At 66.5% G+C, this 25,443-nt stretch carries 29 protein-coding genes and 6 pseudogenes; 15 read left to right on the forward strand and 20 right to left on the reverse strand.

Annotation, left to right across the window (positions count from 1 at the left end; translation table 11 throughout):
* The 3 genes and pseudogenes from GNX96_RS45465 to GNX96_RS60285 all read left to right on the forward strand — a co-directional run.
* Positions 1-123 (forward strand): annotated as a pseudogene (locus GNX96_RS45465) (ATP-dependent DNA ligase); the annotation flags it as partial.
* A gap of 101 nt (positions 124-224) precedes the next feature.
* On the forward strand, positions 225-848 hold the full coding sequence (locus GNX96_RS45470) for an alpha/beta fold hydrolase (RefSeq protein ID WP_279583248.1): 624 nt from the start codon (positions 225-227) through the stop codon (positions 846-848).
* Complete coding sequence (locus GNX96_RS60285; RefSeq protein WP_279583249.1) at positions 796-1,050, forward strand: alpha/beta fold hydrolase; 255 nt, start codon at positions 796-798, stop codon at positions 1,048-1,050. The genes GNX96_RS45470 and GNX96_RS60285 overlap by 53 nt, the downstream gene beginning before the upstream one ends.
* Here the strand turns inward: GNX96_RS60285 and GNX96_RS66720 are convergent.
* The gene (locus GNX96_RS66720; RefSeq protein ID WP_163573627.1) at positions 1,031-1,207 is read right to left on the reverse strand and encodes a hypothetical protein; all 177 of its coding nucleotides are present in this window, start codon (positions 1,205-1,207) and stop codon (positions 1,031-1,033) included. The two genes, GNX96_RS60285 and GNX96_RS66720, sit on opposite strands and share 20 nt — an antisense overlap.
* On the reverse strand, positions 1,141-1,476 hold the full coding sequence (locus GNX96_RS45480) for a TetR-like C-terminal domain-containing protein (protein ID WP_163573628.1): 336 nt from the start codon (positions 1,474-1,476) through the stop codon (positions 1,141-1,143). Before GNX96_RS45480 ends, GNX96_RS66720 begins: the two co-directional genes overlap by 67 nt.
* Positions 1,477-1,507: 31 nt before the next feature.
* On the opposite strand from GNX96_RS45480, the gene GNX96_RS45485 reads away from it, so the two are divergent.
* Both GNX96_RS45485 and GNX96_RS45490 read left to right on the forward strand, forming a co-directional pair.
* Positions 1,508-2,029, forward strand: a complete 522-nt coding sequence (locus GNX96_RS45485) for a cytochrome P450 (protein WP_163573629.1) — start codon at positions 1,508-1,510, stop codon at positions 2,027-2,029.
* Complete coding sequence (locus tag GNX96_RS45490) at positions 2,026-2,487, forward strand: cytochrome P450 (RefSeq protein WP_163573630.1); 462 nt, start codon at positions 2,026-2,028, stop codon at positions 2,485-2,487. Before GNX96_RS45485 ends, GNX96_RS45490 begins: the two co-directional genes overlap by 4 nt.
* Positions 2,488-2,691: 204 nt before the next feature.
* Here GNX96_RS45490 and GNX96_RS60290 read toward each other — a convergent pair whose 3' ends face one another.
* Positions 2,692-3,444, reverse strand: coding sequence for an alpha/beta hydrolase (locus tag GNX96_RS60290; RefSeq protein ID WP_279583250.1), 753 nt, complete (start codon positions 3,442-3,444; stop codon positions 2,692-2,694).
* Positions 3,445-3,449: 5 nt separating this feature from the next.
* Positions 3,450-4,259, reverse strand: a complete 810-nt coding sequence (locus GNX96_RS60295) for an alpha/beta fold hydrolase (RefSeq protein ID WP_279583251.1) — start codon at positions 4,257-4,259, stop codon at positions 3,450-3,452.
* Positions 4,260-4,452: 193 nt separating this feature from the next.
* On the opposite strand from GNX96_RS60295, the pseudogene GNX96_RS45500 reads away from it, so the two are divergent.
* A pseudogene (locus tag GNX96_RS45500) lies at positions 4,453-5,264 on the forward strand (putative protein N(5)-glutamine methyltransferase).
* On the opposite strand, the gene GNX96_RS45505 reads toward GNX96_RS45500, so the two are convergent.
* The 3 genes from GNX96_RS45505 to GNX96_RS45515 form a co-directional block, all read right to left on the reverse strand.
* Positions 5,255-5,998 carry a pyrimidine reductase family protein gene (locus tag GNX96_RS45505; protein ID WP_279583252.1) on the reverse strand — a complete coding sequence of 248 codons (744 nt, stop codon included), beginning with the start codon at positions 5,996-5,998 and terminating at the stop codon, positions 5,255-5,257. The pseudogene GNX96_RS45500 and the gene GNX96_RS45505 sit on opposite strands and share 10 nt — an antisense overlap.
* A gap of 154 nt (positions 5,999-6,152) precedes the next feature.
* Entirely contained in the window at positions 6,153-8,297 is a 2,145-nt protein-coding gene (locus GNX96_RS45510) for a helix-turn-helix transcriptional regulator (protein ID WP_163573631.1), read from the reverse strand.
* Between the two features lie 10 nt (positions 8,298-8,307).
* On the reverse strand, positions 8,308-8,955 hold the full coding sequence (locus tag GNX96_RS45515) for an AAA family ATPase (RefSeq protein ID WP_163573641.1): 648 nt from the start codon (positions 8,953-8,955) through the stop codon (positions 8,308-8,310).
* Positions 8,956-8,962: 7 nt separating this feature from the next.
* Between GNX96_RS45515 and GNX96_RS60300 the strand changes: the two genes are divergently transcribed.
* From GNX96_RS60300 to GNX96_RS45535, 5 genes and pseudogenes are all read left to right on the forward strand, one after another.
* Entirely contained in the window at positions 8,963-9,148 is a 186-nt protein-coding gene (locus tag GNX96_RS60300) for a hypothetical protein (protein WP_279583253.1), read from the forward strand.
* 155 nt (positions 9,149-9,303) lie between these two features.
* Entirely contained in the window at positions 9,304-9,561 is a 258-nt protein-coding gene (locus GNX96_RS45520; protein WP_163573632.1) for a hypothetical protein, read from the forward strand.
* Complete coding sequence (locus GNX96_RS45525) at positions 9,525-9,794, forward strand: hypothetical protein (protein WP_163573633.1); 270 nt, start codon at positions 9,525-9,527, stop codon at positions 9,792-9,794. Before GNX96_RS45520 ends, GNX96_RS45525 begins: the two co-directional genes overlap by 37 nt.
* A 180-nt stretch (positions 9,795-9,974) precedes the next feature.
* A complete protein-coding gene (locus tag GNX96_RS45530; RefSeq protein ID WP_163573634.1) occupies positions 9,975-11,015 on the forward strand; it encodes a sensor histidine kinase in 1,041 nt (346 codons plus the stop codon).
* A pseudogene (locus tag GNX96_RS45535) lies at positions 11,012-11,666 on the forward strand (response regulator). The gene GNX96_RS45530 and the pseudogene GNX96_RS45535 overlap by 4 nt, the downstream one beginning before the upstream one ends.
* A gap of 565 nt (positions 11,667-12,231) precedes the next feature.
* On the opposite strand, the gene GNX96_RS60305 reads toward GNX96_RS45535, so the two are convergent.
* The 4 genes from GNX96_RS60305 to GNX96_RS67545 all read right to left on the reverse strand — a co-directional run bounded on the left by GNX96_RS60305 (position 12,232) and on the right by GNX96_RS67545 (position 15,475).
* On the reverse strand, positions 12,232-12,408 hold the full coding sequence (locus tag GNX96_RS60305) for a peptidoglycan-binding domain-containing protein (protein WP_279583254.1): 177 nt from the start codon (positions 12,406-12,408) through the stop codon (positions 12,232-12,234).
* Positions 12,405-13,565, reverse strand: coding sequence for a peptidoglycan-binding domain-containing protein (locus GNX96_RS45540; RefSeq protein ID WP_279583255.1), 1,161 nt, complete (start codon positions 13,563-13,565; stop codon positions 12,405-12,407). The genes GNX96_RS60305 and GNX96_RS45540 overlap by 4 nt, the downstream gene beginning before the upstream one ends.
* A 229-nt stretch (positions 13,566-13,794) precedes the next feature.
* The gene (locus GNX96_RS45545) at positions 13,795-14,577 is read right to left on the reverse strand and encodes a D-Ala-D-Ala carboxypeptidase family metallohydrolase (protein WP_163573635.1); all 783 of its coding nucleotides are present in this window, start codon (positions 14,575-14,577) and stop codon (positions 13,795-13,797) included.
* Positions 14,578-14,815: 238 nt separating this feature from the next.
* Complete coding sequence (locus tag GNX96_RS67545) at positions 14,816-15,475, reverse strand: TetR/AcrR family transcriptional regulator (protein WP_163573636.1); 660 nt, start codon at positions 15,473-15,475, stop codon at positions 14,816-14,818.
* A gap of 26 nt (positions 15,476-15,501) precedes the next feature.
* Between GNX96_RS67545 and GNX96_RS45555 the strand changes: the two genes are divergently transcribed.
* The gene (locus GNX96_RS45555) at positions 15,502-16,497 is read left to right on the forward strand and encodes an alpha/beta fold hydrolase (protein ID WP_163573637.1); all 996 of its coding nucleotides are present in this window, start codon (positions 15,502-15,504) and stop codon (positions 16,495-16,497) included.
* Positions 16,498-16,513: 16 nt separating this feature from the next.
* Here GNX96_RS45555 and GNX96_RS45560 read toward each other — a convergent pair whose 3' ends face one another.
* The 5 genes and pseudogenes from GNX96_RS45560 to GNX96_RS61970 form a co-directional block, all read right to left on the reverse strand.
* Positions 16,514-17,068, reverse strand: coding sequence for an SDR family oxidoreductase (locus GNX96_RS45560; protein ID WP_279583256.1), 555 nt, complete (start codon positions 17,066-17,068; stop codon positions 16,514-16,516).
* Between the two features lie 26 nt (positions 17,069-17,094).
* Entirely contained in the window at positions 17,095-17,289 is a 195-nt protein-coding gene (locus GNX96_RS60310) for an SDR family NAD(P)-dependent oxidoreductase (protein WP_279583257.1), read from the reverse strand.
* A 43-nt stretch (positions 17,290-17,332) separates the two neighbouring features.
* Positions 17,333-19,071, reverse strand: a pseudogene (gene treZ / locus GNX96_RS45565) (malto-oligosyltrehalose trehalohydrolase).
* 33 nt (positions 19,072-19,104) lie between these two features.
* Positions 19,105-19,512, reverse strand: coding sequence for a TetR-like C-terminal domain-containing protein (locus GNX96_RS60315; RefSeq protein ID WP_313885954.1), 408 nt, complete (start codon positions 19,510-19,512; stop codon positions 19,105-19,107).
* Between the two features lie 121 nt (positions 19,513-19,633).
* A pseudogene (locus GNX96_RS61970) lies at positions 19,634-19,735 on the reverse strand (TetR/AcrR family transcriptional regulator); the annotation flags it as partial.
* Positions 19,736-19,822: 87 nt separating this feature from the next.
* On the opposite strand from GNX96_RS61970, the gene GNX96_RS45575 reads away from it, so the two are divergent.
* Together GNX96_RS45575 and GNX96_RS45580 are read left to right on the forward strand one after the other, a co-directional pair.
* Entirely contained in the window at positions 19,823-20,674 is an 852-nt protein-coding gene (locus GNX96_RS45575) for an ABC transporter ATP-binding protein (protein WP_279583258.1), read from the forward strand.
* A gap of 330 nt (positions 20,675-21,004) precedes the next feature.
* Positions 21,005-21,382 carry an ABC transporter permease gene (locus GNX96_RS45580; protein WP_163573639.1) on the forward strand — a complete coding sequence of 126 codons (378 nt, stop codon included), beginning with the start codon at positions 21,005-21,007 and terminating at the stop codon, positions 21,380-21,382.
* A 185-nt stretch (positions 21,383-21,567) separates the two neighbouring features.
* On the opposite strand, the gene GNX96_RS60320 is transcribed toward GNX96_RS45580, so the two are convergent.
* From GNX96_RS60320 to GNX96_RS67555, 4 genes and pseudogenes are all read right to left on the reverse strand, one after another.
* Positions 21,568-21,927 (reverse strand): hypothetical protein, encoded by a 360-nt coding sequence (locus GNX96_RS60320; protein WP_279583259.1) that lies wholly within the window; start codon positions 21,925-21,927, stop codon positions 21,568-21,570.
* A gap of 540 nt (positions 21,928-22,467) precedes the next feature.
* A pseudogene (locus GNX96_RS66735) lies at positions 22,468-22,602 on the reverse strand (restriction endonuclease fold toxin); the annotation flags it as partial.
* 631 nt (positions 22,603-23,233) lie between these two features.
* Positions 23,234-23,554, reverse strand: coding sequence for an immunity protein TriTu family protein (locus GNX96_RS67550; protein ID WP_452124514.1), 321 nt, complete (start codon positions 23,552-23,554; stop codon positions 23,234-23,236).
* Positions 23,554-24,495 (reverse strand): TreTu family toxin, encoded by a 942-nt coding sequence (locus GNX96_RS67555; RefSeq protein WP_425552021.1) that lies wholly within the window; start codon positions 24,493-24,495, stop codon positions 23,554-23,556. Before GNX96_RS67555 ends, GNX96_RS67550 begins: the two co-directional genes overlap by 1 nt.
* Positions 24,496-24,670: 175 nt before the next feature.
* On the opposite strand from GNX96_RS67555, the gene GNX96_RS45590 reads away from it, so the two are divergent.
* Positions 24,671-25,443: IS256 family transposase (locus tag GNX96_RS45590; RefSeq protein WP_279583261.1), on the forward strand; the 773-nt coding region annotated here is incomplete at its 3' end.

The following is a 25,443-nucleotide window of genomic DNA, read 5'->3' on the forward strand; positions in this document are numbered from 1 at the left end:
GAGGCGGACAAGGGCCTCGCTGACATGCCTTATCCGCCCAACTACCCCAAAATGCCAGGCGAGCCGATGCGCGTTCAACCCTCCCGCGCCAAAACTCCCGAACCCGAAGCCGCCACGGAATAATTCCTGCCAACTGGACCGGTCGCCGGGGGTGCGGGGGAGAATGAGGTGCGTGTTCGAGGGATTTGAGGAATTCGACGTTCGTACGGCCGGCGCGACGATTCATGGGCGGGCGGGGTGGTGCCGGGCCGGCTGTGCTGTTATTACACGGAATTCCGGAAACGCATCTCATGTGGCATCGGGTGGCGCCCGAGTTGGCGCGCGAGTACACGGTGATCGCCACTGACCTGCGTGGATTCGGTGACAGTGGAAAACCGGCGAGTGCGCCGGATCATTCGCCGTACAGTATGCGGGAAATCGCCCGTGACCAGGTGGAAGTGATGCGGGAGCTGGGATTTCGCGAGTTCGCCGTGGTGGGGCACGATCGTGGGGCGCGGTGCGCCTACCGGATGGCGCTTGACCATCCGGACGTCGTCGACCGCCTCGCGGTGCTCGACGTGATCCCGACCGGTGACTCCTTTCGGCTCGCCGACAAGGATTTCAGCCTCGGATTCTGGGTGTGGTCCTTCCTGGCCGCCGCGGAGCCGGTGCCGGAAACGTTGATCGCCGGTGCGCCGGACGTTTTCGTCAACCACATGCTCGATGCGTGGTCAGCTGAGATCGATGTTTTTCCGACCGATATTCGCGCCGAATATATCGAAAAATTCCGTGACCCGGCGACTGTGCACGCTATTTGTGAAGAATACCCGCGCGGCCGCGACGCTGGATTTCCAGCACGACGAAGCTGATCGCGGTCAGCGCCGGATCAGTTGCCCCGTACTGGCGCTCTGGAGTGCCACCGGTGCGGTGGCTTCCTGGTACGACCCAGTGCAGATCTGGCGCGCTTGGGCCGACGATTTCCGTGGTTTCCCGGTCTCCGCAGGCCATTTTCTCCCCGAGGAAGCGCCTGAGGAGACGACCGCGCACCTGCTCAGCTTTCTCGCGGAGTAGCCGCCAGTACGGGAAGGACCACTTCATCGATGATCTCGGCGATGGCCGCGTCGCTCACCGGCATGCCGTAAATCATGGATTCATTGCGCATCAAATCGAAGGGGAGGCGGGCGAGCCGCGGGCTGATCTCGGTCGTGGTGATCTCGCCGCGGGCCACCGCTCGCTGCAGAACTGGCCGTAAGATCCGGGCGCGGGCGAAAGAGGTGATCTGCACGGCCGCGGCCGACCCGCGCTGAAGGTTTCGGTGGCCGCGGCCGACTCCGGGTCGCTGAAGGTTTCGGTGATCAGCCCCGGAATGAGGTCGCCGGGGACCAGATCGAAGCGGTGCGCCACTCGCTGGAGCAGGGCGATCAGGTCTGACCGCAGGCTGCCGGTGTCCGGCAGATCATCCCAGCCGGGCAGGCTGTGTTGCATCGCCGCGAGCACCAGTGCGGCACGGCTCCGCCAGCGGCGGTAAATGACCGGTTTGCTGGTCCTGAGCGCGGCGGCCCGGGTAGCCGCTGCCGGTTCCGCTGGTCCAGCGCCTCGGCAACCCGAACTTCCCCGGGCCCTTTCGCGACCAGCCGGCGGTGGCGATCCTGCGGCGGGGGCCCGCGCGAGCGCTCCGTCCGTGCTGATCGGGACCGACGCCCCCGAACACGGCCGGCAGCGCAGGATGGTCATCCCGAGTTTCGCGGTACGTCGGATCGCCGCTCTCAAGCCCGGCATCCAGCGCATTGTCGACGCCCGACTGGACGCCATGGAAGAACATGGCGGACCCATTGATTTGGTCGCCTCGTACGCGCTGCCGATCCCGTCGATGGTCATCTGCGAGTTGCTGGGGGTGCCGTACGCCGATCACGAGTTTTTCGAGGAAAAGTCGCGACTCCGGTTGGATGAGGAGCGAGGACCGGCGGCGTTCATGGAACTCCGGGAATACCTCGACAACTCATCAAGGCCAAGCAGGCGAACCCGGGCGATGGTCTGCTCGACGACTTGATCGCCGAGCAGACCAAGCAGGGCCGGCTGGACCGTGAGGAGTTGGTGGCCTTCGCGATCGTTCTGTTAATCGCCGGCCACGACACTACGGCCAACGTCATCACCCTCGGAACCGCCGCGTTGCTGGAAAATCCGGAGCAGCTGGCCGCGTTGCGGGCCGACCCGGAGCTGATCCCGGCCGCGGTCGAGGAGCTGCTGCGGTATGTCAGCCTCGTCAGCGCGCTGCCGCGAGTCGCCAAGGAGGACATCGAGATCGGTGGCGAGGTCATCCGGGCCGGCGACAGCATGATGATTGGGCTCGCGAGCGCCAACTATTCCGCCGATTTCGTGGCGCGGCCCGATGATCTCGACATTCACCGGGCCAGTCGGCATCACGTGGCTTTCGGCTACGGGATTCACCAGTGCCTCGGCCAGAACCTCGCCCGCGCCGAGCTGGAGATCGCATTCCGTCACTGTTGAGCCGCTTCCCCGAGCTGCGACTCGCCAAGCCGGTCGACCAGCTGGAAATCCGGGCCGGATTCATCGCCGGTGTGGTGGATCTGCCGGTCAGTTTCTAGCTTTCCAGCCGCCCCGCGAAGGTAACGATACGGCTCACAAAAACCGAGCCGTATCGTTACCTTCGCGGGGCGGGGGCGTTAGGGCTGGTTGTCCACCGGGTGGGTTTTAGTTGTTGGGGCAGATGGTGTTCGGGGCTGGCACCTTGCCGTCGATCAGGTAGTCGTCGACGGCCGTACGGATGCACTGGGTCTGCGGGTAGGCGGTGTGCCCTTCGCCTTGCCAGGTGAGGACGACGCCGGTGCCGAGCAGCTTGGCCAGCCGGGCGGTGTTCTGGTACGGCGTGGCCGGGTCGTTGGTCGTGCCGACGACGACGATCGGCGGGGCACCGGTGGCGGCGCCGATCTGGTACGGGTCGCGCTTGGTCGGCCACACCACGCAGCCCAGCAGGCTCATGGCCAGCGGCGCGCCCATCAGCGGATATTTGGACCGCCACTGGGACTGCAGCTGGCGGACCTTGTCGACGGTCAGGGTCTCACTGTCGTCGTCGCAGTTGACGGTGGTGTTCGCGTCCACCTCGTTGTTGTACGAGCCGTCCTGCTGTCGGCCGTTGTACTCGTCGGCGAGTTGCAGCAACCGCTGCGGCGAGCCGCTCAAAGTCTCAGCGACCGCGGATGCCATCACCGGCCACAGCGACTTGGCGTAAAGCGCCTGGATAACGCCCGTGAAAGCGAGGCCATCGGTGAGCTTGCGGCCGTCCGGCAGTGGGATCGGGTTGGTCTTGAGCTGCTGGAGCAGCCGCTTCACGGTGCCGCGGGCGTCCGGGCCGATGGGGCACGAGCCGGCGTGCTGCTGGCAGTCGGCGGCGAAGTTGCTGAACGCCTTTTCGAAGCCGGCAGCCTGGCCTTCGCTGGACTGCACCGAGGTCAGTTGCGGGTCGACCGCGCCGTGAGCACGAAGGCCCGGATGTTGGCCGGGAACAGGTGCGCGTACACCGCTCCGAGCTCGGTGCCGTACGAGAAACCGAGGTAGGTGATCTTCGAGTCACCCACGCCGGCCCGGATGGCATCCAGGTCGCGGGCGGTCTGCTCGGTGCTGAACAGGCCCAGGGTGTTCGGATACGCCTGCTGGCAGAGCTGCCCGATCCGCTTGGACAGCGTGACCTGCTGGTCGAACTCCGACTGGCTGACCGGGTCGACGGTCTGCTCCGTGGACTGGTCCTTGACCGGGTTCGGGATGCACCGCACCGGCGCCGACCGGCCGATCCCGCGCGGATCGAAGCCAACCAGGTCGAAGCGGCCGGTCACCGCGGCCGGAATCGACCCAGCGAGGTCGACCGCGAGACCCAGCCCGGAAGCGCCCGGCCCGCCCGGGTTGACCAGCAGCGAGCCGATCCGGTTGGTCTGGTTTTTGGACCGGACCCGCAGCAGTTCCAGCTGGAACGTCGGCCCGGTCGGTTTGGCCCAGTCCTGCGGCACGGTGACGGTGCCGCAGCTGTACGAGAAGCGGGCATCCGCCTGGCCCTGACCGACATCGGCGATCACGTCCGGACATGGTTTCCAGGCCACCGGCGCCACGGGGGGGCCCCCGGCGGCCTGCCCGGACGAGGCGGGACCAGGGGAGAAGTCCCCCGTCACGGCCCGTGCGCCACAGCCGCTGAGGGCGATCAGCGCGGCCGCGACGAGCACGGAGACTGCCTTGCGGCGGCGACCCTGTCGCCGGAATACGCCGGTCACGCTTCTCCTCAGCTGTTGGTCTGCGCCCAGCGTAGAGGGATGCCGCTGCCCTGCTGTTCCTTCGGGTAGGGTTGAAGTCCCAGCAGCTGAGGAGGTGAGACCCATTACCCGTTCGTCAGGTCGGGTGCTCTCGTCTCACGGCTGCGGCTGTCGCCGGGCCTAACGCTAGGCGACCGCGAGAGCGCCCTTCGGCATCCCGAAAGGCACTCATGCCGTTTCCGCTTACCCCGATCTCGGTGAGCTTGTCCGTACGCTTCGAGCCGCCGGCTGTGTCTTCGCCGAGGACGAGGCCCAGCTGTTGCTGGCCGCCGCTGCCACCCCAGCGGACCTCGCCGTCATGGTCGACCGCCGAGCCGCCGGTCTGCCGCTGGAACACGTGGTCGGCTGGGCCGAGTTCTGTGGCCTGCGCATCGCCGTCGACCCCGGCGTCTTCGTGCCCCGCCGTCGTACGGAGTTCCTGGTCAGCCAGGCGCTCGCGGTCCCGAGCCCGGCCCGGCCGGTCGTGGTCGACCTGTGTTGCGGCTCGGGTGCGGTGGGCGCCGCGATCGCCGATGCGCTGGGCCTAGTCGAGTTGCACGCGGCGGGACGATCGAGCCGACGGCTGTACGCTGCGCCCGCCAGAACCTGCCGGACGGTGAAGTCCACCAAGGTGACCTCTTCGAGCCGCTGCCGGCCGCGCTGCGAGGCCGGATCGACCTGCTGGCGGCGAACGTCCCGTATGTCCCGACCGACGCGATCGAGCTGCTGCCGCCCGAAGCCCGGCTGCACGAGCCGCGCGTGGCGCTGGACGGCGGCGCCGATGGCCTGAGTGTGCTGCGGCGGGTGGCCGTACGAGCGCCGCAGTGGCTGGCGCCCAGTGGTCACCTGCTGGTCGAGACCAGCCAGGGGCAGGCGGCCAGCGCCGTCGAGGTGTTCACCGAAGCCGGCCTGCTGGCCCGTGCCGTCAGCTCAGAGGAAGCCGATGCCACGGTCGTCATCGGAAGCCTTCGGGATGGTCACCGCTGATAGCGCAGCAGCAGCATGCCGGAGTCTTCGAGGGCGTGTACGAGTGCGAAGTCGGTAGGCGGTGACGGCGGGCCGGCGCTGATGCGGGAGGCGCCAGGCCCGGCCACGATCGGGGCGAGGGTGAGACACAGCTCGTCGACCAGGCCGGCGGCTTGCAGCGAGCCGAACAGGGCTGGGCCGCCCTCGCAGAGCACCTGTCGCAAGCCGCGCTCGGCGGCGAGCGCCGGCAACGCCACCGCGAAGTCCACAGTGGAGGCTCCGGCCAGCACCACGTCGGCGACCTCGGCGAGCTTCTCCTGCCGATCGGCCGGGGAAGCCGCGTGGGTGACGACGATCGGGCGGACCGGAATGTCGGCGAAGACGTCCGTGTCGATGTCCAGCGCACTGGACACCACGACCAGCGTGGGAACCTCGGCGAGACCGGCCGCTCGTCGCCATTCGCGGCGGGCCGCGCCCAGAGACAGGCCCCGATATGACTCGGCGCGGACCGTACCGGCGCCGACCAGTACCGCGTCGGCCAGGTTCCGTAGGACCTTGAAAACCCGCATGTCCGGCGCCCCGGAAAGCCCGCCGGACCGCCCGTCGACCTCGGCCGCGCCGTCCAGGCTGGCCACGAAGTTCACCCGCAGCCGCGGTCGGGACCGGTCGGTCATCGCGTACAGCTCCGCGAGGTCCGCGTCGCTCACCTCACCGGGCGCGCCCGCCGGATGGATCAACCGCACCGCTCTCCACACCCTTCCACCTCAGCCAGCCCTCATCCCATCCCACCACGCTCACCGCCGCCCACCCGCAGGCCTCACCCATCGTCACGCTGGGTTGTCGGCAACGCCCCGTTGCGTGCGTCAGGCATCCAAGGCGGGCGGGGCGTTGCGGACAAAAGTGCAGAAGCTAGAGCGGGTCGTCTGGGTTGCCGACGGTGAGGGCGAGGGCCGTACGGGAGGTGACGCCGAGTTTGGCGTAGATCCGGGACAGGTGGCTCTCGACGGTCTTCGGGCTGACGAAGATCCGTTCGGCGACCTGCTTGTTGCTGTAGCCGCGGGCGATCAGGGACGCGATCTCGCGCTCGCGGGTGGTCAGCGAGTCGAGGCCGGCGTTGCCGGGGTGGGCCGGGCCGCCAGCGCGCCGCATCCGGGCGCCGAGCCGGCGTTGGGCGTCCACCACTTCGGCCAGCAGCTGCTGCGCGCCGCCGCGGGCGAAGAGGTCCTTCGCCATCCCGAGGGCGGCGAGCGCGCCGTCCCGGTCGCCGGCGCGGGCCAGCGCCTCGCCGGCGAGCAGCAGCTGCGCGCGGCCGACGCTGATCTGCATTTGTACGGCCGCGAAGTCGCCGGCGGCGGACAGCGCGGCGGTCGCCGCGGCGGCCGACTCGCCACGACCAAGCAGCACGTGGGCGTGTGCGAGCGCGGCGAACCCGGCACCCCGGCGACGGCACACCGCCGCCGCCTCGGTGGCCGCGTCCGCCCAGCGCTGCGCCTCGTCCAGCCGGTGTCGCCTGACCTCCGCATACGCCAGCAGCTCGAAAAGCCACGGCCGATAGGACGCCGGCAAGTGTCTTACGCCCTCCCCGACGGCCGCCAGGATCTCCTGCACTCCGCGCTCCGGCTGCCCGGCCACGATGCGCGCGTATCCGCCCTGCACCAGGGCCTCGCGGGCGTAGTACGGGTCGGGGGCACGGCTGGCCCGTACGGACCAGTTCGCCGCCTCGATCGCGGCGTCCAGCTGGCCGCGCACGACCGCGGCCCGGCACAGCGCGGTGGACGCCGCGACCTGCAGCTCGCCGACGCCGAGCAGGTGCGCCATCTCGGCGGCGTCCTCCGCGCAGCTGAACGCGTCGTCGAGCTGGCCGCGCCAGTAGTGCGCTTCGGACTTGTCGACCAGCAGGTTCGGTACGAGTTGGCGCTGCCCGGTGCGCCGAGCGATGGCCAGCGCCCGGGCGCTGTGCCGGATGGCGTCGTCGAAACGTTCGAGCGCGAGCTCGGCCCGTACGACTCCGGTGATCGCGCCGAGCCGCAGCGCCAGCTCCTCGTCGGCGGCCGCGTCGATCGCGGCCACCACGGACGGCAGCACGCTGGCCGCGTGTTCCACGTCGTCAGCGGTCTTGCCGGCGCAGGCCAGCACCCCGGCCGCGGCGGCCGCGTGCAGCCGGGCCGCGAGGGTGCTGCCGGTGGTCAGCGCCAGCCCGCGGATGGCCCACTCGCGGGCCTGCTCGACCTCGCTGCGGAGCAGGCAAAGGGTGGCGATCTCGCAGGTCAGCGACGCTTCCTCGTCTGGATAGCCGGGTTGCAGGCCGTCCAGAGTCTGGCGCATCATCGCGTACGCCTCGTCGTAAAGACCCAGCAGCCGCTCGACCCGTGCGCACGCCACCGCGACCGCGACCCGTTGCACGGGTGGGTCCGCCGGCAGCTCGCGGCGCAGCTGGTGCAGGATGCCGCGGCTCGCGGTGAGCTGGCCGGACATGAACAGCGCGGTGGCCCGGTGGGTGAGCAGCTCCAGTCGGCGCTCGGGATGGGTGTTGTCCTCGGAGTCGGCCAGCAGCCGCAGCGCACTCGCGGCCCAGTCAGCGGCGATCGCCGGCGCCCGGTCGAGCACCTGCGCGGCAGCCTCGGTCAGCGCGGCGATGGCCGCGTAGTCGCCGGGCTGCGCGGACCGCTCGATGTGGTGCGCCCGCTCGACCACCTGCCAGCCGCGCCGCTCGGCCGCGGCGGCGGCCCGTCGGTGGGCTTGGACGCGGGCCTGCTCGGTCGCCCCGAGGTAGGCGGCGGCGCGTACGAGCGGATGCCGGAACGCGAACTGCCCGCTCTCCCGAAGCCGGATGAGGTCGTTGCGCTCCAGCTCCTCCATCGCCCGCACGGTCTGCTGTTCGTCCAGGCCGCCGATGTCGATGGCCTGTTGCAGGCTGCAGGACTCGCCGGCCACCGCGGCCGCGAGCGCCACTTGCCGGACCTCGGCGGGCAGCCGTACGAACTCGTTGCGCAGCGCGCCGGCGACCGCGGTCGGTACGCCGTTCGCGGTGTCCAGCGGCAATGCCAGCGGCATCGGGTCTTTGCTACCGACCCGGTGCAGGGCCTGCGCGTAGAACGGGTTGCCGCCGGAGCTCGCGTAGAGCTCCTCGATCTCGCCGACCCGCAGGCCAGCAGCAGCGCGCCGTCTCGGCTCGACTGAGCGGTTCGAGCTCGACCAGCTCCATCCGCATGGTCGCCTCGGCGGAGTAGAGGCTCGCGGTCAGCCGCGCGGACGCCTGCCGCGGCCGCAGCCCGACGGCGATCAGCGTCCGGCACCGCGGCGGGTGCCGAAGCAGGTGATCGAGCAGCTCGACCGAGGCCGCGTCGGCCCAGTGGCAGTCGTCCAGGAGCAGCACCAGCATCCGGTCGCCGGCGAGCCGCTCCAGCACCATTCGGACGGCTCGGTGGACCCGGAAACGCTCGACCGAGGAGTCCGCCAACGGTCCCACCATCGGCAGCGGCACTGTGTCGGCGGCCGCGTTGGTGTGCGCGGCCGCTGGGAAAACAGTGGCCAGCATTTGCAGCTGCTGTGGCGAAAGCTGCTCGAGCGCGGCCTTCCCGGAGTTCTCCAACTCGTCGTCGAGGGCGTCCAGGAACAGCCCGAACGGCAGGTCCCGCTCGAACTCGGCGGCCCGGCCGGTGAGGACGAGCGCACCGGCCTCGCCGGCCAGGTCGGCCAGCTCGGCGAGCATCCGCGTCTTGCCGATCCCGGGGCTCGCCGGACACCAGCAGCATGCGGCACCCGTCGGCTTTGACGTCGGCGAGCGCGCGGGCGACCTGCTGCCGCTCGCCGACGCGGCCGACGATGGCTCCCAGGCCGGGCCGGCCGGGCGATGCCGGTGTCATCGTGCTGCTCTCCCGCCCCGTCTCACCGCCGGAGGGTAGGCCGGCGAGTCCTGACCCTATCCGCATCCCAAATCCGTTGGTAGTTATCCACCCGGAGGTGGAGAAACAGGTTCAACTGTCGGTTCGATGTGCTGGAACCGGCGGATTCGTACGGTCAGAGCCATCAGATTCGTACTTCGCCGAAAGGACTGGCCGTGAGCCACCTCGCAAACCTGCCGACCTACGCCTACGCGATCCTGGGAGTGTTGCTGATCGCCGTCGTGATCGCCCGGCAGATCGGTGAGCGCCGGATGAGCCTGGGCAAATTGGTTGTGATGCCGATCCTGTTCGCGATTTTGCCCTTCTTCATTGACAAGGGGATCGGCCACAACTGGTCGCCTCACCGCTGGCCATCCCGCTGCTGCTCGCCGGCATCGTGGTCGGCGCGGTGGCCGGCCTCGCCCGTGGCATGACGATGAGCGTCCGGCTGGAAGGCAGCATGCTGGTCACCAAGGGCAGCTGGAAGACCGTTCTGAGCTGGCTCGGGCTGATCGTCGTACGGATCGCGATGGCCGGCGGCGCGGCGCTGCTGGGCATCCACGAAGGCACCGGGACGATCTTCTTCTGCGTGGCCGCCACGTTCGCCGCGCAGAACCTGCTGCTCGCGTACCGGGCCGGCGTGCTCGGCGGTTTGAAGACCGCTTGATGGTCACAGGCGGGATGATCGACCTATGACACTGCTTGCCGGGCGTTGGCTCGGCGACGAGGCGGGACCGGTGCCGAGATGGCGGCGCGGGTCCCGCCTCCTCACGCGGTATGTGGTTCTCGCGGTTTGGGCGTACGCGAGCCTGCGTGAGGTCTACTTTTTCGACTCCGCCGTACCGAAATGGCTGGGATATCTGCTCGTCGTGAGCGGGATCGCGCGGCGGCGGTCGCGATGGGCATGGCGCTGTCCCGTTCGGTTCCGTGGGCGATCGTGGCGGCCTCGGTGCTGGTGGCCACCAGTGACGTGCTCTTCGTCGTGAATCCCGGCTCGGCCGGGTGGATCGTCAGCCTGGTGGTCTGCCCGATGGTGCTCATGCGGGTGCCGCCCAGGCTCGGCTTCCGGTTCGTGGCGGTCGCGGCTCTCGCGATCGCCGTGGTGGAGTTCGTCCACATAGCTCAGGGGACCACTGGTTGGGGGTCGTTGTTGGGTGCCGCGGGGGGAGTCTTCGGCACGTCGTCCTTCGGGTGGAGCCTGCGGCTGATGCGGGAGCGGATCACCACCGCGGAGAAGCTGCTGGAACAGGAGAAGGAGACCCGGGACGCGACCGCGCGCGCCCAGGTGCTGGACGAGCGTTCCCGGCTGGCCCGGGAGATCCACGACATCCTCGCGCACACCCTGTCCGCCCAGACCGTGCAGCTGGAAGGCGTACGCCTGATGCTCAAGCGCCGCGCTGACCCCGACGAGGTCCTTACGCACGTCGACAAGGCGCAGCGGCTGGCGCGTGACGGGCTCGCCGAGACCCGACGCGCCCTCGCATCGCTGCGTGGGGACGTACGCCCGCTGCCCGAGGCGCTTCAGTTGCTGGCCGCCGACGCCTCCGCGAAACTGTCGATCGAGGAGCCGGTGCCGCGGCTGAGCCCGGAGGTGTCAGTGGCGGTCACTCGTACGGTCCAGGAAGCCCTGACGAACACCCGCAAGCACGCGCCCGGCGCGAACGTGTCGATCTCGGTGCGCTTTCCGGCCGGTTATTGCGAAGTCGAGGTCACCGACAGCGGTGCGCGTACCACCGCGCCGGCCGCGCTGGCAGAATCCGGGAGCGGGTACGGTCTGGCCGGCATGGCCGAGCGGGCCGAGCTGCTCGGCGGCCATGTGGAGGCCGGGCCGGCGCCGATCGGGGCGGATGGGAAGGGTTTCCGGGTGTGGCTGAGGATTCCGGTCTGATCAGGGTGGTGATCGCCGACGACCAGCGGGTGGTGCGGGACGGGCTGAGTTTCCTGTTGTCGCTCATCGACGGCGTCGAGGTGGTCGGCACCGCGGCGGACGGTGGCGAGGCGGTCGGCCAGGTGGCCGCGCTCGACCCGGACGTCGTGCTTATGGATCTGCGGATGCCGCACATGGACGGCGTCGAGGCGACTCGGCGCGTACGCCGTGACCACCCCCGCGCACGCAGGTGGTTGTGCTCACCACTTATGCCGACGACTCGTCAGTGTTGTCGGCGTTGCGGGCCGGCGCCCGCGGCTACCTGACCAAGGACGCCGGCGCCGAGGAAATCGGCCGCGCGGTGCACCGGGTCGCTCCGGCTCGGCCGACCTCGACCCCGAGGTGCAGGCCCGGCTGCTGGACATGCTGCCGGGGGAGCACGCCGCCGCCCCGACCACCCGCACCGGCCCCGCGCCGGACGGCCTCACCGACCGCGAGCTGGAAGTCCTGTCGCTGATCGCCGCCGGCCTGTCGAACACCGAGATCGCCGAACGCCTGGTGGTTTCCGAGGCCACCGTCAAAACCCACGTCAACCACTTGTTCGCGAAAACCGCCGTACGCGACCGCGCCCAGGCCGTCGCCTACGCCTACCGCCACGGCCTGGTCCCCTAACACCCCCGACGCCTTTCCAGCGTCACAGCTAGGTTTTGTCTCGCTTTGTTACATTCGCGGGGTGGTTGAGTGCACAGGGGGGCCGGCGGGTCCGGCGTACGGGACGATAATCCCAAAATATGGGACAAAATCCGGTCAGGCGCATTCCGCTGTTCTTATTGGGACTGGCGGGATCAACTTTCACCGGCAGTGACCAATTTTCGCGAATATCGCCACCCACCCTCACCACCCCGTACCCCGCCCGTCGATCCCGTTCTTCCTTGAGGCTCCGCCCGAAGTGCATCACACCCCACCCGCTGCACGATCGGAATCCGATTGTGCAGTTCTACATAGGGTGCGGCGCGAAACTGTCGTACCCACCCCCAAAAATCACCCCCACCCAAGAACGGGTGGGGGGCGGGTTCGAGGACCAATGTCCAAACAAAAAAATTAAGGTCCACCTCTCGACCCACCCCCCGCCCGTTCAAAGGGAGGGGGAAAGAAAACCAGACACGTACGACATTTTTCTCGCCGCAGCCGGCGTGTCGCCGAGAGACTCGACGACAGGCCGAGAAGACGCGGCGTTTCAGTGGCCGTGCTGGAGGGCGCTCCAGGTGTTCGGGCCGACGATGCCGTCCGAGCTGAGCCCGGCCGCCGTCTGGTAGTTGCGAACAACAGCGGTCGCGGTCCCCGAACCGAAGTCGCCGTCGATGCCGACCGTACGACCGAGTGCAGCGGTTAGCGCCCGTTGCAGCCGCTTCACGTCGTCCCCGCCGGAGCCCTGTTGCAGTTGCGGGGTGGAGCCGGCGGACAGCAGTGCGGTCCAGGTGTGCGAGTCCACCGAGCCGAGCCGGACGCGCTCAGCCCGACAGCGGTCTGGAACTGCTTGACCGCGGTCGCCGTGTTGGCCCCGAAAACGCCGTCCTGGCCGCCCGGATCGTGTCCCTGCTGGGCGAGCAGGAACTGCACTGCCTTCACCTGGTCACCGGTGGAGCCGGTGGTCAGTGACTGGTACGACGCGAAGTCGATGTTCACTGCCGGCGTGCCTGAGGTCCATAAGTACGTGACGTTGACCCAGCCGTTGTCCGCCAGCCCGAGGTCCGAGCGGAAGGTCCCGTCGGCCAGGTCGATGCCGGCCGGGTTCGACACCTTGCGGCCGAACTGGTCGTGGCCGCCGTTGTAGCCGTTTTGGTACGCCGCCTGGGCCTCCGGCTTGCCCTGCGGGAGATCGGTCCACGACTGTCGTTGCGAGGCCGGGTTCCAGTAGTCGTCCTTGGTGTTCCACGGACCGACATCCCACACCGGCGCGGTGACGCATTTTCCGTTGCCGGGATTGCAAATGTGGACGGAATACGTCGTCGTGCCCTTGGGGGAGAGGCCGCGGCCGGACGGCAGCGCGACGAAATGGTCGTTCGACGTGATGACGTGACCATTCGAGGTCGTGCCCCCAACCAGGCCTTCGCGGGTCGCGAAAACCGTGGAGGTCACCGGCGCGGCGGCCGGCACCGCGGCCAGTTTCGTGAGGGCCGGATCCGCGGCCAGGCTCACCGCCGAGACGCTCGGCTTCTGCTGGCCGTTGCTCGTCAACGTCAGCCGCGCCTGCACCGCGGTGACCGGCCGATCCCAGCGAGCCGGGTGCGCGGCGTCCGCCGGAGTCCACTCGGTCCAGCTGCTCTGGCCAGTCTGCCCGCGTACGTCCAGCTGAACCCCGGTGCCGGCGGGCGTACGAGAAACAACGTTCGCCCGTACTGTTTCGGTGGCGTGCCCCAACTGGTGGGCAGCGGCTGTGAGCAGCGCGTATCCGCCGGTGCCCGCGGCCGCGGCCGGATGGAACGTCGGATTCGCAAGGGAAAAACCGACTGTCCTTCCGTGGCGACATTGACGCGGTCCACGCCGGCGCCGGTCAGCGCGGCCTGCCACGATTCGACGCCGGTGGCGGCAGTTGCCGGCGTCGCGAGGGCGGATGCTGGCGTCGCGAGCGCGGTCGCTAAAGACGCGATCGCGAGCACGCCTAAAGAGCTTCTCAGCTTCATTGGATTTCCTCGCAGGCACTGTGCTGATTGTTATCAAGAAGGCCAGGACTAGCTGTTTTGCGGGTCTAAAGGCTGTATAACTCCAGCTACTCCTGGCCTCCTTGATAAAGGAATGGTTAGTGGACGGTGCCGCTGTCCCACCACCAGAACTGCGAGCCGTACGGGTATTCGATCCGACTGTCCACGTGCTGGTGTGCGTCGGACAGTGTGTACTTTTCCAGGCCGGAGAATCCACACGACTCGCCGATGACATAAACCTGCCGTGTCGTGTGGCCGTTGACGTAGATGTCGGCGGCCGTCCCGTACACGTGCATGCTGTTCGACGCGCCACCGACCGCGGCGTTGTGCGCGATGCTGCGGAAACCGGACGAGATCGTGATCGCCGAGTTGCCGGCCTTCTTGCGCAGCGCTTCCAGTTTGTACATCAGTCGACGGACGTTTTCCTTGACGGTGGCCGCGCCCACCTTGCCGCCGCCGAAGCCCTGGCCGTCGTTGGACGTGAATTCGCTCCATTCGAAATGCAGGGTCGAGCCGTCGCTGGATTCCAGCGCGTTCAGCGCGGCGAAGTCGTTCGCGTTCGCGACCCCGTCGGCGGTCAGGCCGTTCGCGGACTGGAACCTGGTCAGCGCCGCCTTGGTGCCCGGCCCGAAGTCGCCGTCCACCGCTACGTACGTCTGCTGCGGTCCGTCCGCGGCCCAGCCGGCGACCCGGATCTGCAGCTCGCTGACGGCCGCGCCGGTCGAGCCGGTTTGCAAGGAGGCCGGCCACGAGTACGCGGACGCGACGGCCGGAAGGCCGAGTACGGTGCCGCCGGCCGCCGCGATGACGACGCCGGTGCCGGCCGCCGCCCTCAGCAGCTGGCGGCGGTTGAGCTTTCGCTGGAAGACCTGCGCGTCCATGGTTGCTCCCTCTAACAGACCGGACTGGCCCGACCCGGGCAGCCAACCGCATCCCGCTGAACGGTCGCTGAACTAATTCTTGCCGTTGTGTCCGCAACGCCCCTTTGCTTGCGTTGTACGCCCGTATCGGGGCGTTGCCGTTTGGGTGCGGTGAGGGGGAGACTCTCCGGCTCTGCCGGGTAGATGTGCATGCCCATGATCAACGCTGTCCGTGGCGACCGCCGCCCAGCAGCGGCGACTATGACGCGGTCCGGCTGAGCCTCGCTGGGATCAAGGCAGTATCAACGCGACCACCTGGTCGGCCACGTCGGCGGTGAGCGGGTGGTGGCCGATAAGCACCCGGTACCAGAGAATGCCGAACACCGCGTCGGCGACCAGTTCCGGGTCGTACGTCTCCGGCAGTTCGCCGTGCTGCCGGCCGGCCGAGGTCCAGCACAGCCAGCAGGGCGGCGCGGCGCCCGTGTACGAACGCGCGCAGCACCGTCTCGGCTGGCCCGCCGCCCAGCCCCTCCGCCATGATCAGCTTGAGCGCGGCGGCCACCGGTGCGGCGCCGGCGGCCTCGTAGGTGGTGCGCACGAACGCGCGCAGGTCCTCGGCGAGGACACCGGTGTCACGCTGGACGACGACGGTGACGGCCCGGTTGGCCAGTGCCTCGGCCAGCACGGCCGAGCGGCTCGACCACCACCGGTAGATGGTCCGTTTGCTGACCCCCGCCCTGATGGCCAGCTCGTCCATGGTGAACCCGGCCGATCCGGACTCGGCGGCCAGGTCCAGCACGGCGGACAGGATGGCCGCGCGGGTGGCGTCGTTGCGTCGCCGGCCGGTGTGCGGCCGGGCACCTGCCTGTTGATCGTCGATCATCGGCGGGATAGCGTTGTCGACACGTTTAGTTTCCATAACTTGTCGGAATCGGAGCATCAAGAATGCCAGTTAAGATCAGCCGGCGCGTGGCCACTGTCGCGGCCGCCGTGATGGGCGCTGCCGCACTGGCAACGACCGCCGTGGTGTCCTCGGCAAGCCCCGCCCCTGCGGCCACCCACCAGACGAAATCCGCGCCTCTGCCCGGTTTTCAGGACGGCTACGCCACCAGTGGCGTGGTACGCGTCCACTACGTGATCGGCGGCCACGGCCCCGCTCTCGTACTGCTGCACGGCTGGCCGGAGACCTGGTACGCGTGGGCCGACCTGATGCCGGCACTGGCCAGGACCCACACCGTGGTGGCCATCGACCTTCGCGGCCTCGGCGGCTCCTCACCCGCGCCGACCGACGCCGGCCAGTACACCGCGCTGGCCTTGGCCGGTGACGTACGCGCAGTGGTCACCCGGCTCGGCCTCGACCGCACCGGGCCGATCGACCTCGCCGGACACGACTGGGGCGGCAATATCGCGCTGGCCTACGCCTTGGCATACCGGTCGGACGTACGACAACTGGCCGTCCTGGAGGCGCCGGCCGCCGAGGACTACACCACCCTGGTGCGACAGCAGCCGGGCACGTTCTGGTGGGACTGGTTCATCAACGGGTCCAACCCTGGCGTGGCCGAGCGGTTGGTCGACGGCCAGCCGGGCACGTTCTACCTGCCGTTCTGGGCCAACTCCAACGGTGCGATCAGCGCCGCGGTGCAGCAGCGCTATCTCGACGCCTATCGCCGGCCGGCCAGCACGCATGCCGGGTTCGAGCTGTTCCGCCAGCAGGACGCCGGCGAGCAGCAGGTCGGCGCGTTGGTGACCAAGGACGGCAAGCTGGCCATCCCGACCCTGGGTGTCGGCGGGCAAAACAGCATGAACGCACTGGTGGGCAAGGATCTCGGCGACGTGGCCACCCACGTGACCACCGCGGTGGTGCCCGATGCCAACCACTGGGTGATGGAGGAGGACCCCGGACTCGTGCTCCAGCTGTTGTCCACGTTCTTCACCGACTGACCCATCCTGGACTTGCCTAGCGGGCTGTGAAGCCTCCATCGATGGCGAGCGCGGCGCCGGTCACGAAGGTGGACTCGTCGCTGAGCAGGAAAGCGACGAAGGCGGCGATCTCGGCCGGCTGGGAGATCCGGCCGAGTGGATGCAGTGCGGCGATCTGCGCGACCGCCTCCGGAGTGGTGCCCATCGACTCTCGGAACCCCGGGGTGTCGACGCCGCCCGTCAGGAGCGCGTTCACCCGTACGCCCTGCTCGGCGGTCTCCAGCGCGACCGACCGGGTCAGCCCGACGATGCCGTGCTTGGCGGCTACATATGGCGCTACCGCGGCCATCCCGACCGCGCCAAGATTCGACGCGTTGTTCACGATCGCGCCGCCGCGGCCGGCCGCCAGGATGGCTGGGACCTGGTGTTTGAGGCCGTAGAAGACGCTCGTCAGGTTCTGCTCGAGGTCGGTACGCCAGTCCTGGTCGCTGATTCCCTGTACGGGACCGAAAGCGGCGACTGAACCGGCGTTGTTGAAAGCGCCGTCCAGTCTGCCGAATTCGCTGACGGTGGTGCGTACGAGTGCGGCCATGTCGGCCTCGACCGTGACGTCGGTGGCTACGAAATGCGCGCTTTTCCGCCTGCCGTACGAATAGTGGCGGCTACTTCTTCGCCGGCATCTTTTCGCCGGGCCGCGATCACCACCGTCGCGCCCTCGGCGGCGACCCGCTCGGCGACGGCCCGGCCGATCCCGGAGCTGCCGCCGGTGACGATGATGACTTTGGACTCAAGGCGAGTGCTTTTGTTTCCCATACGACAAAGCCTGGCAGCCGTACGAGCAGGTGGCTGGCGCTTTTCAGCCCTCTACTTCGACCACCGCGAACGACTCGGCCGGCACTCGTACGACTCCATCCTCCACAGTGGACTCACCCGATGCCAGCAAGATCCAGGTCGCCCGGAGGTCCAGCTGTCGGCTTTCCAGCGAGAGGTTGACGATCACCCGCAGCGAGCCGCGATGCAGCAGCACCAGCCAGCGCTCGTCTTCATTGAAGTCAATGTGGAATTGGTCCAAACGCGGGTTGCTGAGCTCTGGACGCCGTCTGCGCAGCGCGATCAGGTCACGATAAACCTGGAGCGTCCGCGCGTACGGCTCACTGTCCACATCGGACCAGTCCAGTTTGGAGCGCTGGAAGGTGGCCGGGTCCATCGGGTCCGCCACGTCCTCGGCTTTCCAGCCATGCTGGGCGAACTCGGCGAACCGGCCGGCGCGGGTGCTTTCGATCAGCTTCGGCTCGGGATGTGAGGAGAAGAACTGGAACGGCGTTCGCGACCCCCCATTCCTCACCCATGAAAAGCATCGGTGTGTACGGCGAGGTCAGCACTATCGCAGCGGCCGTTACCAGCAGGCCCGGGGAAAGAGTCGCCGCTGGCCGGTCGCCGGCCGCCCGGTTGCCGATCTGGTCGTGGTCGCAGGTGTAGGCCAGAAAGCGATAGCCCGGAGTTTTCAGCGTGTCGACTGGCCGGCCGTGGTGGCGGCGGCGAAAGCTCGAATAGGTGCCATTGTGTGGAAAAACGCGCGCTCCAGTGTGACGGCCAACGAGGCGATGCTCCCGAAATCCGCGTAATAGCCGTCATTCTCGCCGGTCAGTACGGTGTGCAGGCAATGGTGGATGTCGTCGTCCCACTGCGCGTCCAGCCCGAGGCCGCCGGCGGAACGCTCGGTGACCAGCCGCGGGTCATTCAGGTCTGACTCGGCGATCAAGGTGAGTGGCCGCCGGACGTACGCCGACAGGCTTTCCACCTCCACGGCCATTTCCTCGAGCAGATGCACGGCTCGGTTGTCGGACAGCGCGTGCACGGCGTCCAGTCGTAAGCCGTCGATGTGGAAGTCCCGCAGCCAACTCGTCACGTTGTCCAGCACGTACCGGCGGACCTCGTCCGAGTCAGGGCCGCTCAGGTTCAGCGTCGGACCCCAGATCGTCCGGCCGGCGAAATATGGCCCGTATTCGTCGAGGTGTCCGCCGCTGGGCCCAAGGTGGTTGTAGACCGCGTCGAGCAGGACACCGAGCCCGCGCTGGTGACACGCGTCGACAAACCGTTTCAGGGCGTCCGGCCCGCCATACGGCTGGTGCACGGCGTACCAGAGGACGCCGTCATAGCCCCAGCCCCAGACGCCGTTGTACGCGTTCATTGGCATCAGCTCAACGAAATCGACGCCGAGCTCGACCAGGTGGCTGAGTTGCTCGATCGCCGAGTCGAGGGTGCCCTCCGGAGTGAAAGTGCCGATGTGCAGCTCTCGTAGATCACGCCGCCCGGCAGCGTGCGGCCTGTCCACGCATGGTCGGCCCATTCGTACGTGTGGTGGTAAACGGCGGAAAGGCCGTGCACCCCGTCCGGTTGGGACAGCGATCGCGGATCGGCGATCGGTTCTGCCGCGTCGTCGAGCAGGAACCCGTACCGGCTGCCGGCGCCGGCACTGTCCACAGTGGACTCCCACCAGCCGTCTGGTGAGCGCACCATCTCGTGTTCGACTCCGGCGACCAGGACACGGACTCGCTGGGGAAGCGGTGCCCAGACCCGAAAGGTCTCCGTCATGCTGCGATTCGCGGGTTGGTCACGCCGGCAACGTTACCTGACCGATCGTTGAGCGATCGACTCGATCATCGCCGCGAGATCGGTCAGATCCGCCTCGAACTCGGCGTCCCAGTCGACCTTTTTGTCCAGATGTGGCCGGAGCCGGTGATGTGCCGGCAGCTCCCCGGCGGAGGCCCATTCGGCTCGTACGCTCGGTGGCTGGCGAGCCGCCGCGAACCGGCCGTTCACCTCGGACATCGCGAAGCCGATGATCGCCGTCGAAGTCAGCCGCTCGACCCTCGCGACCTCGGACGGCGGCACGCCCGCGTCCAACAGCGCACCGAAGATCGCGTCGATCGCCCGTACCGCGTCCTTGGTGACCGCCGGCCGCGAGAACACCAGCTCCAGGTAGCCGGGATGGCGGTGGGCGAGTGCTCTTATGGCGTACGCGAAGACCCGCAGCCGCTGTTGCCACGGCTGGTCCGCGCGCCGGCATCGGCAGGCTGCCCAGGCTGTGGCCGATCATCGCGTCGAGCAGGCCATCCTTGTTGCCGATGTGCGGATAGAGCGCCATCGGCGTCACGCCGACCCGCTCGGCGACCGCGCGCATCGAGATGGCATCCAGGCCCGATTCGTCGGCGATCGCCAGCGCGGCGTCGATGATTTCTTGTCTTCGATCGACCATGGCTATACAGTGTAGATCTATACGGCGTAGATCATTTAGGGGTTCACATGCTGATCGCTGAAAACTTGGTCAAAACGTACGGGCGGGGTGACCGCTCTCGATGGCTTCTCGCTGACCGTCGGCAAGGGCGAAATCGTCGGCCTGATCGGACACAACGGTGCTGGTAAGAGCACTTTCGTCCACGCCGTGACCGGTCTGGAACGGGCCGACAGCGGCCGGATCGAGGTGGCTGGCGTGGACGCCGTTCGGCATCCGCGCAAGGCCCGCGCCCGGATCGGCGTGTCGCCGCAGGAAACCGCCTTCTATCCGACCGTCACGGTCGCCGCGCAGCTCCGGCTTTTCGGTTCGCTCGCGGGCCTTTCGGGTTTTGAGTTACGCCGGCAAGTCGCTTCGGTCGCCGAGGAGTTGGACCTGGGTTCGGTGTTGGAACGCCGAGCCGCGCAGCTTTCCGGCGGCCAACAACGGCGTACTCAGGCCGCTTGCGCGCTGATCGGGCACCCGGACGTACTGCTGCTCGACGAGCCGACCGTCGGCGCTGATCCCGAGACCCGACGGGCTTTGCTTAGCGCCGTACGCGCGCGTGCGGCCGCCGGTGCAGCGGTGGTTTACACGACGCACTACCTGCCGGAGTTAGTCGACCTGGGGGCCAGCCTGGCGATCGTGCACGGCGGCCGGATCGTTCGCAGGGGAAGCCAGTCGGCGTTGCTCAACGGCCTGCCGAGCCACCTGCGGGTCGGCTTCGACGGTCCGGTGCCAGCCGCTCTCGCCACATCGGGGGAGTTGATCGACGGGCAGCTCGACATCGTTTCCCTTGCCCCGGCGCAGGAACTGGCTTCGTTGCTTGCGAGAGGGCACGTACCAGCCGTCGTCGACATCCAGCGCCCCAGCCTGGACGACCTTTTCCACGCCATTGTCGAGGAGGCCCGCGATGCGGCCTGAGCGTGTGATTGCCTTGGTACGCCACAATTCTTCGCTGCTTCTGGCGTCACCGGGCCCGGTGCTCACCCGGCTCCTGATGCCGATCCTGATGATCGTGGCCCTGCATCCCATTTTACGCGGCCGCCGCCGGGCGCTCGGGAACTATCGCTGTGGTTGCTGGAGTTCTGGTACTGGTCAGCCTGCTGACGACCGGGCTCGTCGGCACCAGCGTGCTGTCCGAGCGGCTCTGGCACACCTGGGATCGCCTCCGCGCCACTTCCGCTGGTCCCTTGGAAATTCTGGTCGGCAAGACTGCTCCGCTGCTGATCGTACTCATCGTCCAAGGTCCTCGTGCTGGTTTTCGCTGTCTCTGTTTACGATCTGCCGGTCGGTTCGGCTTTTCTGCTCGGCGCCGTCGTACTCGTATGGGGCTGCACTGTTCTGTCCCTGGGGTTCGCCGTCGGCGCTGTCGTACGTACGCCCAGCGCTTTGTCCGCCATCCAGGACATCGGCTCATTCCTCATGTCCGGCCTCGCCGGCGGCCTGATCCCCCTCACCACCATGCCCACCTGGCTGCAGGCGATCGCTCCCGTTTCCCCCGCGTACTGGGCCATTTCCGCCCTCCGCGCCGCCCTCGCCGGCAACGCCCCAGCAGTCTGGCCCAGCCTCGCCGTAGTCACCCTCTGCGGCTCCGCCGCCGCCGTCATCGCCTACCGCCGCCTCCGCTAGCGCGTGGGACTGCGGCTCGGCGACAGCTTCGTTCGTCTTTCGCGCCGTCCGAATCGCTCCCTCAGGCTATGCGGAATAGTCACTTCTGCGCCTCTGACACGGTATGTCCGTGCATTAGACGCCGCGCTGATGTGGGAACCTAACGCTCCCGCTTCGTCGGCCATCTCAATCACTGGAGGATTCGATCATGTCGTCGACGGCTGCTCTGAACCACCCCAAAAATCACTGAAGGAAACATCTACCTCCCAACCCGGGGATGCGAAGTCGTGAATGATCAAGACCTCGCCTGCCGCGTAGTCCGCGGTGGATTCGAGCACGACACACCCGACATCATCGGTGTCGCGACGCTCAGCGAAACAGAGCACGTGCCTCTCAGTATACGCTTCGTTAATGCCCTTAGATCTGGTACTGATTTGGGAATCGGACGTGAATAAAACCCAAGGAATGAGATCGACAAGACAGTGGTCGATCGCGTAATGCAATGCCCGAGCGAACTTGGGTTGAGTGGCTAGTTGACGTGCAATTTCATCGCCGAAATCGGACAAGATCTTCTCCTAAGGCATCCTTGGGCGAGTTGAAGTTCCCGTCGGACCGACCGGCGGCTTTACTTGTCGAGATGTTCTGTAGATCAATGCTCCCCCCCCAGGTCTGAGCTGAACCGAAGCGTTTGCGTCCTTCAAGTACTTGGCTGCTCTAAAGTTGGGCGGGAAGTAAGGTCACGACACCTCCAACGATTTTCCAGCTAAAAGACTCGGATTCTTCATCATCATCTATGAAGAACAACCCGGTGACTTCCGGTAAAGTCAGCGCAATACTCCTCAGTTGGGACAAAATGAGATTCAACCCTCCGCTTCTCATGGAAGCTCCAAAAAATGCGTGTGCCGACCAATTTATTTCCCTCGTGTGATAAACCCAGCCGGCGGTGTACAGGTTAATCGTATCCGCATCCAGTCCGTAGCCTATGTCGTCTGGCTGATGGCTTGATATTATGTCCCGAATGGTAGATAGGTCGGCATGCTCGCAATCGAGAAAACCCCTCACATTGAAATACCTCGCCATTTACTTCCCCCAACCCGATGACTCCCTTATCCTCGATGTACTGCCGTACGCGAGGGGTGGACACCATACTTGAACCAGAACTCGGCCCGGAGACCCATTGTATCCGCACGCTCGATAGTACCCTTTATCTGGTTCCGGGTCGCCTTGCTTAGGAAGTTGTGCGGCTTGTCCGCCGCGGCCCAGGATCTCTTCGTATTTCAATAAACTGGTCACAGAAGAGAATATGTAGGTGGGTCGTTGGGAGATGCACGTTCTTTCATCTTCTGCCCCGTAACCGATACGTCAGTAGCCTCGACAGATTTTCCTATTCGATCTTTGTCAGATAGACGAGACGATGACTTCTCCCAGGCCAATCTTGCCCTGGTTCTCCAAGGAAGATTTGAGACTGGATTCTGGGAAAATGGTCTGTGAATTGCGCGTCCAGCTCAAAGGAGATGTCATCAACGTCCGCTTCAAGTTCCGGAGAGTGTGCTGAAACGGCAAAATAGAGAGTCACCACGTCATTGTCGAACTTAACCGAAATTGCCCCAATTGCTGGTGTGATGAGCCCCAAGTAGTGCTTGCACCACTCCGAGGACGATTTGGTTTTCTTGCTCTAGCTTGCCGGGCTCGGGTGTCATCACGGTTTTGTTGGATTGATCGGCACGACGCTTACCCTGGCAGTCCCTTTGATCATGAACATGTTTGTTGGCTGGTTCATGTACCCGGCCCTCCTCTTGTTATTGAAAGCGGGAACGTCATCATGCCGGACCTGAATGTTCCCAGAATTCGTTACACCGACGACGTCGGATCCTACTGTGGAACGTCAGTCGTCCAATTAAGGACCGCAACCAAAGCCATTTCGAGTTCTGATGCACTCTTAATGCTCCGATGCTCGGGGCGAATTTCCCCCGACTTAATGGAGGCAAAGCTAAGCTCCGCCTCGCCCGTCTCCCAGAGGATTATCTCCCCAATCCTATCCGGTCCTTCCAAAACCCACTGAATGGACTGCTTGGGTCGATCTTTCGGGGACGGATTGATCTCGACTAGCAGACCGCTCTGACGAACTGCTTCATCAGAGTGCGCATCGATCCAATTACGCGCACCTTGCAACAGGGATGGATCTACGGGCATTACCGGCTACCTCCAAGTCGGATATTTACCGCAGCAGGCAACTGCGGCAGCGGGAGACCCTTCCGTGCGGCAAGCCGCCCATCGAGCGAACCTGGGCCGGAAAGTTTATAGTCGCCCGGACGTCCACCAGGCGAGAGGAGTGATTGCGGCACGTCGAACTCCACGTAGACGGATCCTGGCCTCGCTGAAACGTAGGCATTAGGGCTCGCAGGGTACACAACGAACGTTCTGTCTCCCGCCCCTGCTTGAACCATTCCCGTATTCACCATTCCTTGATATTCATCGGTCGACATCCAACGCCCAACAGTAACCAGGGCGTCACCACCTGAATTGCGACCCGATGCCGATCCGATCCAGTGGCCGGCGGCGTCACGGATAGAGCCGTCGCCTGGATGGTAGTAGGTGCCGTCGCCGAGGTCGTGGCGTTTGGGCTGAGGGATAGCTCCTTGTGAGGGGCCTGGTGGGTTGAGTTGGCCTGTGGGGTCGGCGGCGGATAGAGATGCATCTGTCTCGCAGGCGGTTGTGCAGGTTGTTGTCTTCGCGGCTTCATTTGAGGCAGAGCCGGTTGGGTCGGCGATGGGGGCTTTTGATGCGTCGACTTTTTGGCCGCGGGTGTTGGCATTTTGCCCCAGTGGCGGACGGGGGATGGGGGTGTTGAGGTTTGCGTGGTGCTGGGCCGCGTTGATTTCGGCTTGTGTCGGTGGCTGGTAGGGCTGCCGTCCTCCGTGGTCACCGCCTGCGCCGTGTCCCGGGTCCTGGTCGTTGCCGGGGTCGTAGTTGTGGTCATTCCAGGCGCCGCCGTGTGGTGGGCGTGGATAGGGGTCGTCGTCGTAGTAGTTAGTTGAGGATTTGGGGGATCCGTATCCGCCTGGTCGGGGGTAGTTGTCCCAGGTGTCTGCCCATTTGCTCGGAGGGTTGGCTGGTCGTTGCCGGGGAACCATGACGCCGCGTGTGCTGGGGGGCGTGTCATGCCAAGTGTGTAAGCCGGAGGTGTACCAAGATCGACTGGCCTGTTGGTTGGTCGGAAGGGACACCGTATGACTCGGAACATTTCGTCTCGTCGTGATGATGAGACGGCGGCTGCGCGGCTGACGGGGGGCGCTCTCGACCGCGACGATCGATGCTCTACTAGCGGACGCGAAGGCCACTGGGACGCCGGTAGACGGGGCGAACGGTCTGCTGAACCAGATGACCAAGGCGGTGCTGGATCGGACGTTGCAGGTCGAGATGAGCGACCACCTGGGCTATGAGCACGGCGCGCCGGAGGGACGCGGGTCCGGCAACTCCCGGAACGGGCTAACCCGCAAGACCGTGTCCACGCTCAGCGGCCCGGTCCAGATCGAGGTGCCGCGGGACCGGAACGGGACGTTCGAGCCCACGATCGTACCCAAACGTGCCCGTCGTTTGGGGAATATCGATGACATGATCCTGTCTTTGTACTCGCGAGGAATGACAACTCGTGACATCGAGGCGCATTTACTTGAAATATATGGAGTAAACGCGTCCCGGGAGTTGATCTCGAACATCACCGACGTGGTCGTCGACGAGATCAAGCTGTGGCAGTCACGGCCGCTGGACGAGGTCTACCCGATCCTCTACATCGACGGGATCCGGGTCCGAATCAAGGACAACGGCGTGGTCACCACCAAGGTCGCGTACCTGGCCATCGGAGTGGACGTGGACGGCCGCAAACACTCCCTCGGATGCTGGATCCAGGACACCGAGGGAGCCAAGTTCTGGGCCAAGGTCCTGACGGACTTGCGCAACCGCGGCGTGCGGGACATCCTCATCGCGTGCTGCGACGGGCTGACCGGGCTCCCGGACGCGATCCGCTCAATCTTCCCTGACACCGTAGTGCAAACCTGCGTCGCACGTCATCCGCAACGCAT

The sequence above is a fragment of the Fodinicola feengrottensis genome (assembly GCF_010993775.1).
GTDB classification, from domain to species: domain Bacteria; phylum Actinomycetota; class Actinomycetes; order Mycobacteriales; family HKI-0501; genus Fodinicola; species Fodinicola feengrottensis.

Bases quoted from the DNA above. Each gene is read 5' to 3' on its own strand.
- GNX96_RS45470 (WP_279583248.1), top strand. From the start codon at position 225: ATGGGCGGGCGGGGTGGTGCCGGGCCGGCTGTGCTGTTATTACACGGA.
- GNX96_RS67555 (WP_425552021.1), bottom strand. From the start codon at position 24,495: ATGGTTCCCCGGCAACGACCAGCCAACCCTCCGAGCAAATGGGCAGAC.
- GNX96_RS45530 (WP_163573634.1), top strand. From the start codon at position 9,975: ATGGCTGGGATATCTGCTCGTCGTGAGCGGGATCGCGCGGCGGCGGTC.
- GNX96_RS67550 (WP_452124514.1), bottom strand. From the start codon at position 23,554: ATGCCCGTAGATCCATCCCTGTTGCAAGGTGCGCGTAATTGGATCGAT.
- GNX96_RS67545 (WP_163573636.1), bottom strand. From the start codon at position 15,475: ATGGAAACTAAACGTGTCGACAACGCTATCCCGCCGATGATCGACGAT.
- GNX96_RS45560 (WP_279583256.1), bottom strand. From the start codon at position 17,068: ATGGCCGCACTCGTACGCACCACCGTCAGCGAATTCGGCAGACTGGAC.
- GNX96_RS45485 (WP_163573629.1), top strand. From the start codon at position 1,508: ATGACCGGTTTGCTGGTCCTGAGCGCGGCGGCCCGGGTAGCCGCTGCC.
- GNX96_RS60310 (WP_279583257.1), bottom strand. From the start codon at position 17,289: ATGGGAAACAAAAGCACTCGCCTTGAGTCCAAAGTCATCATCGTCACC.
- GNX96_RS45555 (WP_163573637.1), top strand. From the start codon at position 15,502: ATGCCAGTTAAGATCAGCCGGCGCGTGGCCACTGTCGCGGCCGCCGTG.
- GNX96_RS45510 (WP_163573631.1), bottom strand. From the start codon at position 8,297: ATGCCGCTGGCATTGCCGCTGGACACCGCGAACGGCGTACCGACCGCG.
- GNX96_RS45545 (WP_163573635.1), bottom strand. From the start codon at position 14,577: ATGGACGCGCAGGTCTTCCAGCGAAAGCTCAACCGCCGCCAGCTGCTG.
- GNX96_RS45515 (WP_163573641.1), bottom strand. From the start codon at position 8,955: ATGCTCGCCGAGCTGGCCGACCTGGCCGGCGAGGCCGGTGCGCTCGTC.